Here is an 11,434-nt window from a genome sequence, read left to right as displayed (position 1 = left end):
CTAGAAGAAAAACCTGAGGAGGAAAGATATGAATCATTCACAAATGCCGCAATTTCCGGAGCCGTACTGGAGGGAAACCCCGCTCTCATCCTATGAGGCGCTTAATGAAAATATCGAGACTGATGTCGCAATCGTCGGCGGAGGAATTACAGGAATCACCGCTGCCTACCTTCTCGCAAAAGAGGGATTTAAGGTAGCGATCCTTGAAGCAGGAAACGTCCTCAACGGAACAACGGGGCATACAACTGCCAAACTGACCGCCCAGCACGGAGTCATCTATGATGAGCTGATCAGCCACTTTGGTGAAGACAAAACGAAGCTTTATTATCAGGCGAATGCAGAAGCAATCACTTTTGTAAAAAACCTTGTCGAGGAAAAAAAGATCGACTGTGACTTCAGCATGGAGGACGCTTATATCTATGCGGTTTCCGACCAGGCTGCCGGCAAGGTGCAAAAGGAATATGAAGCCTACCAGAAGCTTGGAATCGACAGCAGCTTTGCTGATAGCATCCCATTTAACATAGACATCAAAGGGGCAGCAGTCATGAAGGGGCAGGCACAATTTCACCCTTTGAAATTCCTGAAGGTGCTTCTTGAGGAATTTACAGCAGCAGGCGGCAAAGTGTATGAAAATACAACAGCTGTCGATATTGAGGAAGGACAGCCTGCCTCAGTTAAAACAAAGAATGGCCAAACCGTTACAGCCAAGCATGTGATTGTCGCCTCACACTTCCCATTCTATGATGGCAAGGGCTTTTATTTTGCGAGAATGGAGCCGGAAAGATCCTATATTGTGGCTGTGAAGACCCGTGAGGAATATCCGGGCGGGATGTACTACAGTGCCGATCAGCCGACACGCTCACTGCGTTATACACCGGTAAATGGCGAGAAGCTGGTCCTTATCAGCGGTGACAGCCACAAAACCGGGCACGAATCGGATACTCTTAAGCATTACGAGGCTTTGGAGGAATTCGCAGAGGAGGTTATGGGCATAGAGGAGTATCCATACAGATGGTCTGCACAGGATTTAATCACATTGGATAAGATCCCGTATGTTGGCCCAATCACTGAAAATGCCTCGAACATTTATGTTGCCACCGGCTACCGTAAATGGGGGATGACGAACGGAATTGCGGCTGCCCATTTGCTGAATGATTTTATTGCCAAAAAGGAAAGTCCTTATAAGGAAGTATTCACCCCTTCCCGATTTAAAGCCGATCCAAGCATCAAGGAATTCATTAAATTCAATACCGATGTTGCAGGCCAGCTGATTAAAGGGAAGCTCGAATATATCCCTGCCGAGCTCGATGATATTGAACCGGACCACGGTGCACCTGTCATCGTAAATGGCAAAAGGGCCGGGGCCTACCGGGATAAAGAAGGAGCCCTTCATATCGTCGACACCACCTGTACACATATGGGCTGCGAATGTGAATGGAATAATGGCGAACGGACCTGGGACTGCCCGTGCCACGGCTCGCGCTTTTCTTACACAGGAGAAGTTGTCGAAGGCCCGGCAGAAACTCCGCTTAAAAAAATCCAGGGTGAATGATTTGGGAAACTCCTGCGGCTGGCTGCTGCGGGGGCTTTCTGCCTGCCATCGGGTACTGGCTGGGGCTTCAAAAAGATAATCCGGCACTTCTTTTCCACTTCCAACTCCCGCATCAAACAAATTCTACTCTTTCCCTCTTCTCCTCTGTTCCAATCCTTTTTTTACTATATTACAGGATTTGACCCATAAGTCCCCTTTAATATGACAAACTGTAAAGGCTTAGTGTAAAGGATTCATTTTGCATCAATCAGCAAAACGCTTTCACGAAGTGACGCAAACGATTTCACAGCAGCATTTCTGGGGCTTCTGGGTCCAATGACTTCATCTGTTTAGTTGTATATACAAGTATTGACCACCTCCATGTTCTCCTCTAAAGTCAGGTTGTAAAAACTATACAGAATTGGGGAGATACATATGGCAAAGTCCAGGAAAACCCTCCGGATGCTGGCTGCCGCGGCAATCGCTGCCGGTGTCGCACTATCTGCAAGCATACCAGGTGCGCTTGCAGTCACACAGCCTGAGGCTGACACTCCGCTCAAAAAGGAGAACCTTCAGACTCTTTCAGCCAAGAGTGTGAAAAAGCTTAAAAATGGGGTCCAATTCGACCTTGGCGATTATGAAGCATTTATACGTATTTATTCAGAAGACCTTGTCAAAGTTTCTGTCTTAAAGGACGGCCAGAAAGAAGAAGAAACTCCTGCCATTGCAAAGAAGGATTGGAAAACTCCTCTCTTCAGCACTGAAGACGGCAAAAAAGAATATACCATCAAAACCGGCGAGCTGACCATTAAAGTAAGCAAGTCGCCATTCGGGGTGAAATTCCTTGATAAAGAGGGCCAAGTAATCAATGAAGATTATCTTCAAAACGGTGCCTCATCCGGCTATGAAGATGGAAAGCCATATGTTTTCAAGAAAACCGAAAAGGGCGAGAACTTCTACGGCTTCGGCGAACAGGCCGGCCTGAATATGAACCAGCGCGGCGAAAGCATCGGGATGTGGAATACTGATGCTTATGCTTATACAAAGGATACAAAATATGTTTATACAAGCATTCCATTCTTTATGGGCCTGAAAGACAAAAAAGCCTACGGGATCCTTTTTGATAACTCCTACCGCTCTTACTATGAAATGGCAAGCGAGTCAGATGACTATTACTACTTCTATGCCAACGGCGGACCGCTTACCTATTACTTTATGTATGGACCGGAAATTTCGGATGTGCTTGACCGGTATACTGAACTGACAGGCAAAATGGACATGCCAGCCGAATGGACATTGGGACTGCACCAGAGCAAATGGGGCTATACCGCCGATGAAATTACCGATGTGGCCCAAACCTACCGAGATAAAAATATCCCGCTTGATACCATGCATTTTGATATCGATTATATGCAGGGCTACAGGGTCTTCACTTGGGATCAGAAATATAAAGATGCCCTTTCAAAGCTGAAATCAATGGAAGGCTTCCATGCTATTGCCATCAACGACCCTGCGGTCAAGCAGGATGAAAATTACAAAATCTATCAGGAAGGCACTGCCAAAGACTTCTGGGGCAAAAATCCGGATGGCACAAACTTCATTGGCCCAGTTTGGCCTGGCGACTCTGCTTTCCCTGATTTCTCCAAAGAGGAAGTGCGGGACTGGTGGGCCAAAAACCATAACGTCCTGTTCGATGCAGGAATCGACGGCATCTGGAATGATATGAATGAGCCTGCAGTCTTTGTGGATGGCGGAGAGTATAATCATACAATGCCGCTTGATACTTATTTCGGATATGAAGATGACAAAATCATGCACACGGAATACCATAATCTTTATGGCCATGACGAGGCAGAAGCAACATACAATGCCTGGGCCATGCATAAGCCTAATGAGCGTCCGTTTGTCCTGACGCGTGACATGTTTGCCGGCTCCCAGCGCTATGCAGCACTGTGGACAGGAGATAATGAAAGCAATTGGGAGCATCTTCAGATGAGCCTGCCGATGAATATGAACCTAGGCTTATCCGGTGTTTCCTTCGTCGGTAATGATATTGGCGGATTTGCTTCCCGCCCAGATAAAGAACTTTATACACGCTGGATCGAGGTTGGAGCCTTCCTTCCTTTCTCCCGTATCCATTATGATTCAGACGCCAAAGCAGAAGTAAAGCAGGGACAGGAGCCATGGGCATTCGGGCCTGAGGTTGAAGGAATCGCCAAGAAGTATATTGAAATGCGCTACCAGCTGATGCCTTATCTTTATAATGCCTTCAAGGATTCCTCCGAGACAGGCAAGCCGGTCCAGCAGCCGCTTGTTTATCACTACCAGGAAGATGCCAACACATATGACATTGCTGACCAGTTCATGTTCGGCGACTCTATGATGCTTGCCCCTGTCGTAAAAGAAGGACAGACACGCCGCGATGTATATCTGCCAAAAGGCGACACATGGGTGGACTTCTGGACCAAGAAGGAATATAAAGGCGGACAGACAATCAATGTCAGCGCCCCATTAGAGCATCTGCCGATTTTCGTGAAAAAAGACAGCATCATTCCAACACGTGAAGTCCAGCAGTATACAGGAGAAAAGGAACTGACAAACCTGGTGCTCGACACCTATTTGGACAAAGAAGCAAGCTACAGCTTCTATGAAGATGACGGCAAATCACTCGACCATCAGGACGGTGAATTTGATATCACAAACTTTACACTGAATGAAAAACCGAATAAGATCGAATTCACCCAAAAGAAAGAGACTGATAACTACGATTCAACTCTCCAGCAGGTGACATTGAAGCTTAATAATGAGAAAGCGCCTAAGCGCATCCAGGCAGCCGGCAAGAAATACCGCGCCGTCTTCTCACTGGAAGAAATGACACAAACAAAAGAATCTTATTTTTATGAAACAAACTCAAAAACATTGTATGTAAATGTGCCTGCAGCAGAAGGCAAAAAGGTTCAAATTAAATTCTAAAAGATCTAGGGGGCTAATCTGACAGGGATTAGCCCTTCTTTTTTGAAAGAGGTGATCATATTGAAAGGCAAAGCAGCCATCCTCGGACTTCTGCTGCTGGCGGCGCTTGCCAGCTTCTGCCTGAAAGAAAAGGAAGAGAAAACCACTCATGATGCTCCCTCCCTGCAGGAGTCAAAAGATTTATTTTTCAATCTGCAGACCGATAAAGCCCGCTATAATCCCGGGGACTCTGTCCAATTTTCAATAAAAGCAGAGGCTGGGAGCACGGTGGAGGTCACCTATTATCATCTTGGCCGCCCATTGGACACAGTGGCTGCAGAACTGAAGGCTCCCGGCACCCACAGATGGAGCTGGAATCCTCCGGAAAAGGATTATAAAGGCTACTTGGCCGTCGTATCTGTGGAAAATGGCGGCAGCATACAGACCGAAACAATTGCTGTAGACGTTTCAAGCAGCTGGAGCCGGTTTCCCCGCTACGGGTTTCTGTCTGACTTTGCTGACTCTTCCCCCGAAACAGCTGCCGCTATCATATCCGACTTGAACCGCTATCATCTTAATGGGCTTCAATTCTATGACTGGCATTTTGAGCATCAGGAGCCCCTGAAGATGGAGGATAAGCTGCCGGCGGGCCATCGGGAGGATGTCGCAAACCGCCGCATCTCATTGCAGAAAGTACAGCAGTATATCGGCGAAGCCAAACAGAGGAACATAAAAACCATGGCATATAATCTACTGTACGGATCTTTTGAAGATAACGGCTTGCCCCGTGAATGGCAGCTTTTTAAGGATCAGAGCAGCCCGGAGCCTGACATCCATCCCCTCCCTGGCGGCTGGAAAAGCAATCTGCTGATCATGAATCCCACCAATCCATGGTGGCAGGACCATCTGATAGAACAGCAGAAAATGGTATACCAATACCTGGGCTTTGATGGCTGGCATATCGATCAGCTTGGTGACAGGGGAGAAGTTTTTAATGAGCTTGGAGACAGCATCCACCTTGCAGAAAGCTTCCAGCCTTTCCTGGAGAAAATCAAACAGAAGCTGCCTGAAAAAGAGATTGTGATGAATGCCGTGAATCAGTATGGCCAGCCGGCCATCAGCAGAGCAGGTGCTGCGTTTCTGTATACCGAAGTATGGGATCCGTATAAGCATTATGGGGATCTCAAGAAGATACTGGATGAAAATAGGAACCTTACAAATAACGGACAGGCCTCTGTTCTGGCCGCTTATATGAATTACCGTCATTCTGATGAGCAGGGAATGTTTAATGAAGCCGGCGCCCTGCTTACAGATGCTGTTATCTTTTCCAATGGCGGAGCACATCTGGAATTGGGCGAGCATATGCTTTCCAAGGAATATTTCCCTCACAATCAACTTCAGGTGTCCGAAGGCCTTCAGCAAGAAATGGCCAGTTATTATGATTTTTTAACAGCTTATGAGAATATCCTGCGAGATCATACGCGGGACTCTGAGGCAGCGATCATATCCCATGAAGGGCTGCCATTAGCGATGGGAGATCCTGAACAGCAAAAGATCTGGGTGCTGCCGAAAGAATCCGGAAACAGGAAAATCCTCCATTTCATCAACTTCCTGGATGCGGTCCATATGGAATGGCGCGATACAAATGCCGATCAAGCTAAGCCAAAGGAACGGCGGGACCTTACATTTAGTTTAGAGGAAGATCGGAAGGTCAAAAACCTATGGTTTGCCTCCCCTGATATTAAAGGCAGCAGGCCTGAAGAGCTTCCGTTCAGGCAGGAAAACGGGAATGTTATATTCAGCATTCCGTCATTAACCTACTGGGATATGGTGGTTGCTGAATACTAGGACACAGATTCCTGTCCAAAAATAAAAGCGTGCCCGGGCTTTCCGCCTGGACACGCTATTGTTAGTTTAGATTAAAATCCCCGGACGCAGTATGAACCTTTACCACATGCTCGCCTGAACCAATTTTGCCGAGAATCCTGTCTTCTTCTTTTTCTTCAAAAAGAAATCTATCAAGCTGGACATTGCCCTCCCCGGAGGTTGCCTTAAAATCAACCATCATATCGCTTGGCTCCTCTTTGAATGAAATATTGACATCCCCGCTTGCCGTTTCGGCAGTAATGCTGGCTGCCAGCTGATCATTGCTGATGTTCAGGTCGCCCGAAGTAATTTTTGCAGCGATATCCCCGGAAAGTTCGCTGATTTTTATATCCCCTGAAGCTGTATATAAATCTGCTGACTCTGCGGCTGACCCATCGATTTGCATGTCCCCGCTTGCTGCCTTAAACTTCAATTCCTTCGCCTTTGAATCTTCTACCCTTACATCGCCGCTCGCCACCTGGATTTCCATTTGGCCTCCGGCTTCCATTCTCTTCAGCGCAACATCACCGCTCTTTGTCTCAAAAATGCTGTCCTTGCTTTGAATGTTTTCCGCTTTGATATCGCCGGATAATACCTGTACTGCCAGTTCCTCATATTCCTTTTTCGGAAGAAGCATCTCGATTTTCACATCACGGATGATAACCACTCCCATGCGGAACATATTCTTCACATCAAGGTCGACATTCAGGGTGCCGTCATCTTCGCTGACCTTCAGTTTATAATCATCTTTGAGCTTTTTGCTGACTTTCCCCGTTAGTGCCACCTTTATATCTTTCTCGCTGCCAGCTTCCCTGATGACCACATCTGTAGAAGCGCTATTTACTGAGATATGCTGGATGGAATCTGCTTTTATCGTCTCGCTTTGATTAATCTCAACCGTGTTAAAATTCAGACCTCCCGAAGCGCTGAGTGTAATGGCTGAACCGCCGACACCGATCAGGAATAAAACGACCAAACCCGCCACCATTTTCTTCATGCCGCCTTCTCTCCTTTTCCTTTGACTAGCCTGACATTGAATTTGATATAGCCGAGAAGTACCCGGTAGAAAAATTTGCCGACATAAATCATTCCGATGCTAAGCAGCAGGCCCAGGCTGAACAGTGCCAGCGAAGCAAAGAAATTCAGGGTCATATCCTCAAAGCCCGTAAAAAACGAAGACCCCAGCAAGGCAAATGGCGACAATGTCAAAACGAGCGCCACCGCACATAGTGAAATATAGACGCCTGCGAGGCCGATCAGCGGCCCAAGTATAAAGACCAGATTGAAAAAGCTGAGGCTGACCGCCGCTGTCGCAGCTTGAAAAATATTGGAGACCGACTGCGTTTTCTCCGCTTTGACAATCCTGTAGTCTGCAAGCAGGTCGCGCGCAATGACATGCGGGTCACCGAGCTCCTCCATGATTTCCCTTTCCGTCCTGCCGTTTGCAAGCCCGATTTCAAAATGCTCCTCATAATCGTACAGCATTTCCCGCCGGTCATATTCCGGCACCTTACCAAGCAGCTTTTCCAGCCTTTCTAAAAACTCATTCCCTGCCACTGGACTTTCCCTCCTCAACAAATTGATTAACCGCCAATGAAAACTGCTGCCATTCCTCGATCAGCATATTCATATAATCCCTGCCCTTTTCTGTCAGTGAATAGTATTTTCTGGGAGGCCCTTCCGTTGATTCTGCCAGATAGGTTGTTAAATACTCTTCTTTTGTCAGTCTTCTGAGCAAAGGATAGAGCGTCCCTTCAGCCACCTCGATTTTATCCGAGATGTTTTGCGCGAGCTCGTAGCCATACTGATCTTTCTTAGAAATCAGCAGCAGCACGCACAGCTCAAGAACACCCTTCTTGAATTGAACATTCAATCCTTGCACCTCCACCGGTAGTGAACATTATTCAGTAGTCATGTAAATCCTTCCATTCATTCACAAACCCATCATACAATACACTATTGAACATTACAAGGTACTGAACGTAAAAAAATACCTATTTTTTAAAAATAGGCATTTTCCAAAGATGATTATGGCCTCAAATCCATCCAGCTTTGAAGATGATGGACAGCGAATCCCACATGGGAATCTGAGGAATAAGCGTCACGGACAAGTGAAAGCTGTTCTTCCATTCTTAGTGTGCCTTCCTCATAAAAAGTGATATACGCCGCTTCAGAAGAAGCCCCTGTTTCTGCGGCAATTTCTATCTTTTTCCCATATTGTGCCGCAAGCTCAACCTCGTTCCTGGACAGCTCAATCATCCCATTAGGGCCTGCTGCTGTATCTCTGTAGGCCATGATCGTCACACTGTCAGTATTCTTTATGACCCAGCCTGCGAGGGAATCTTTGCCGAATTTATTGCTGAACATCATTTCATCAAACCAGAAAGGCATATCTGCCCCCAACGGAAGACTGAGCTCTGCGGACAAGGAGGCTGCCTGCAGCATACGGGTCTGATAATTCACCACGGTGTTTTTATAATTGCTTTCCCAGCCTGGCAGAAGATAGGGCTCGATATCCAGGTGGATGCCTGAAAACTGCTGGGCAGGGCTTGCCTGCTCCTGATAAGCAGCTACCCAGGAGAAGAAGCTGCGCATCGCTGCTTCACCTTTTGCCGTGGCCCATTTAGGTGCTCCATCCAATGCATGGACACTGATTCCGCCGGCATTTGCTTTTTCTATAAAAGATTGGTAGACAGCGGCCGGCAGGCTCTGGTCAATCTGCAGATACAGCTGATCTGCCTGCCTGTCCGCCAGGAATTGAATGATTTCATCAGACCTGTCCTTTATGGCTGCTGTATCCCACAGCCAGGTTGAGCGGTTCATATCAGCAGCCTCTCCTTTCACGGGGCAGGCTGCAAACACGAGCAGTACAGCCAAAAGAGCTGTCTTAAAAAATTTGATTGTCATTGTATACTCTCCTTTGTATGATGCCATGACATCCATAAAAAGGAGCCCGGCAGCCTGGCAGCCAACCGCTGATGCGGGAAGGCCCATAGCTTTGCGTCCCTGCCTTTCGACAGGTTTGCCTTTATCAGTAAGTTGTTAATTTGATTATAATCACTTTTCAGGAAAAATAAAGGTATTTTTTACGCAAAAAGGCCCCCTGATGACGGGGGCCTTCTTCTTAGTCTTTAGGCTGATTTTCTTTCTTGCTTTTCGTGCCGGTGTTGAATTCCACCAGCTCTTCGCTTGTCCAGCCTTCTCTTTTTTTATTATTGTTGCGCTGTGCATTTGCATTTCCAAGCTTTGTCCTGCCCATGCTGCCTCGCTCCTTTACTAGCGTGTTCTCTGGTAGTATGGGCCTTTTCACTATGTGTTATTCTGCTTTGGCGGCCTTACAGGAGAGGGGATTTCCTCACTTTTGTCCCCTGCTCGAAAGCATAGGCCATGCTGATCAGACCGGCTTCTGAAAAAGCAGTGCCGGTAAACGTAATGCCCACAGGCTCATTCTCTAAGGAATAGCCTGCCGGTACTGTGATGGAAGGATAGCCTGCCTTTGCCGGAATACCCGCTCCAAAATTGTTCGGCGTCACGATTGCATCAAGATGATGCTCTTTCAGGACATGATCAATTCCCTCCTCAGTCGAAAAGTAGACATCCTCCTCAAGCGAGCTGATATAAGCCTCTTCAGTCAAAGTCCCGCTTGTTCTTTCGGCTTCCTCCAGGATGGTCTGCCCGTACTTAAGGGCTGCTTCACTGTTTTCGAGGTTAAAGGCAATCACATCGGCAAGGGATTTCACTTTTATATGAGGAGCAACGCCGCGCAGGTAGGCGTTAAGATCTGCTTTGAATTCGTATGTAAGCACATCATACTTCCAATTATTTTTTGTAGAAGGGATTTCTACAGGGTCAACCACCTCGGCACCAAGAGCTTTCAGCTGTTCAACCGCATGGTTCATCACTTCAAGCTTGTCCCCGCTCAAATAATCAAAATACACTTCACGTGCAATGCCGATCCTTTTGCCCTTCAGCCCGTTTTCATCAAGAAAACCTGCAAACTCGGTATAATCTGACTCCGGATTGTTCTGCACGGCAGGATCCCTGTCATCATTGCCGGCAAGCACATCGAGAAGGTAAACGGCATCCCTGACGGTTCTTGCCATTGGGCCAGCGGTATCCTGGGAATGCGCAATCGGGATGATCCCCCTTCTGCTGATCAGGCCGACCGTCGGCTTAATGCCGACAAGCGAGTTTTGGCTTGCCGGGCTGAGAATCGAGCCTGACGTCTCCGTTCCGACAGAAACTGCCGCAAAGTTCGAAGCGATGGCTGCACCTGAACCCGAACTGGAGCCGCCGACATCAAAATTACCCGGCCCATAAGGATTCAGCACCTGCCCGCCCCTTGAGCTGTAGCCGCTCGGCATGCCCTCTGTCATAAAATTGGCCCATTCCGTCATATTCGTTTTTCCGAGAATAACGGCTCCGGCCTTTCTTAAAGCTTCGGCCACATAGGAATCCTCTTTTGCAACCGACTCCTTCAGTGCAAGAGATCCGGCACTGGTGTGCATTTTATCAGCAGTATCAATATTATCCTTGATCAGTACAGGAATGCCATGCAGCGGCCCGCGGCTGCCCTTCAGCTTACGTTCGGCATCCAGTGCCGCCGCAATCTGGACAGCATCCGGATTGACCTCAAGTACAGAGTTGATGGCCGGGCCGTTCTTATCCTTCTGCGCAATCCTGTGCAGGTACATCAGCACAAGCTCTTTCGATGAAACCTCGCCCTTCTCCAATTTCTCCTGCATCTCATCTATAGTGGCCTCCAGGAGCCATTCTTCCTGGAGCTTTTTCAGCCTTGGATTTTTCATATAGGAATCGATTCCTTTCACATTGAGTTTACTTTCATATTTTAGCATATTTTCTGAATCCTTTACTATAATGAAGGTTGGTTAGAGAGGACCTCGAATATTCGCTGGTGGATTTGTGGTGTTTTTCTAGGAAATGATCTTTTTCTTTAAGGCTGGGTTTAATTCTGCTGTTCCATCTTGTTGAATCAGACCAATTTAGAGTGGATCCTGATTCATTTAGGGTGGATCCCCGGTCAATTTAAGTTAATCACCCTACTTTTCCGTTTATTCATCCTAC

Annotated in this window: 9 protein-coding genes and 1 riboswitch; of the genes, 3 read left to right on the top strand and 6 right to left on the bottom strand. The window is 47.3% G+C overall.

Features of this window, described 5'->3' with window-relative positions:
• The first annotated feature begins 28 nt into the window (after positions 1-28).
• The 3 genes from N288_RS03080 (at position 29) to N288_RS03065 (ending at position 6,331) form a co-directional block, all read left to right on the top strand.
• Positions 29-1,552 carry an FAD-dependent oxidoreductase gene (locus tag N288_RS03080; RefSeq protein ID WP_022543346.1) on the top strand — a complete coding sequence of 508 codons (1,524 nt, stop codon included), beginning with the start codon at positions 29-31 and terminating at the stop codon, positions 1,550-1,552.
• A gap of 414 nt (positions 1,553-1,966) precedes the next feature.
• Positions 1,967-4,504, top strand: a complete 2,538-nt coding sequence (locus tag N288_RS03070) for a glycoside hydrolase family 31 protein (protein WP_009792246.1) — start codon at positions 1,967-1,969, stop codon at positions 4,502-4,504.
• A 60-nt stretch (positions 4,505-4,564) separates the two neighbouring features.
• Positions 4,565-6,331 carry a glycoside hydrolase family 66 protein gene (locus tag N288_RS03065; RefSeq protein WP_157638543.1) on the top strand — a complete coding sequence of 589 codons (1,767 nt, stop codon included), beginning with the start codon at positions 4,565-4,567 and terminating at the stop codon, positions 6,329-6,331.
• 61 nt (positions 6,332-6,392) lie between these two features.
• Here N288_RS03065 and N288_RS03060 read toward each other — a convergent pair whose 3' ends face one another.
• From N288_RS03060 to N288_RS03040, 6 genes are all read right to left on the bottom strand, one after another.
• The gene (locus N288_RS03060) at positions 6,393-7,346 is read right to left on the bottom strand and encodes a DUF4097 domain-containing protein (RefSeq protein WP_009792248.1); all 954 of its coding nucleotides are present in this window, start codon (positions 7,344-7,346) and stop codon (positions 6,393-6,395) included.
• Entirely contained in the window at positions 7,343-7,906 is a 564-nt protein-coding gene (locus tag N288_RS03055; protein WP_009792249.1) for a DUF1700 domain-containing protein, read from the bottom strand. Before N288_RS03055 ends, N288_RS03060 begins: the two co-directional genes overlap by 4 nt.
• The gene (locus N288_RS03050) at positions 7,893-8,222 is read right to left on the bottom strand and encodes a PadR family transcriptional regulator (RefSeq protein WP_022543345.1); all 330 of its coding nucleotides are present in this window, start codon (positions 8,220-8,222) and stop codon (positions 7,893-7,895) included. The genes N288_RS03055 and N288_RS03050 overlap by 14 nt, the downstream gene beginning before the upstream one ends.
• Positions 8,223-8,377: 155 nt before the next feature.
• Positions 8,378-9,256, bottom strand: a complete 879-nt coding sequence (locus tag N288_RS03045; RefSeq protein ID WP_069358500.1) for a hypothetical protein — start codon at positions 9,254-9,256, stop codon at positions 8,378-8,380.
• 45 nt (positions 9,257-9,301) lie between these two features.
• A riboswitch (cyclic di-GMP riboswitch) is annotated at positions 9,302-9,386 on the bottom strand.
• A gap of 87 nt (positions 9,387-9,473) precedes the next feature.
• Positions 9,474-9,608 carry a hypothetical protein gene (locus tag N288_RS25610; RefSeq protein ID WP_009792252.1) on the bottom strand — a complete coding sequence of 45 codons (135 nt, stop codon included), beginning with the start codon at positions 9,606-9,608 and terminating at the stop codon, positions 9,474-9,476.
• A gap of 76 nt (positions 9,609-9,684) precedes the next feature.
• Positions 9,685-11,157 carry an amidase gene (locus N288_RS03040; protein WP_035401842.1) on the bottom strand — a complete coding sequence of 491 codons (1,473 nt, stop codon included), beginning with the start codon at positions 11,155-11,157 and terminating at the stop codon, positions 9,685-9,687.
• Between the last annotated feature and the right edge of the window lie 277 nt (positions 11,158-11,434).

Source organism: Bacillus infantis NRRL B-14911 (genome assembly GCF_000473245.1).
Lineage (GTDB): Bacteria > Bacillota > Bacilli > Bacillales > Cytobacillaceae > Bacillus_AB > Bacillus_AB infantis.
This window is presented reverse-complemented; position numbering and strand designations above follow the sequence as displayed.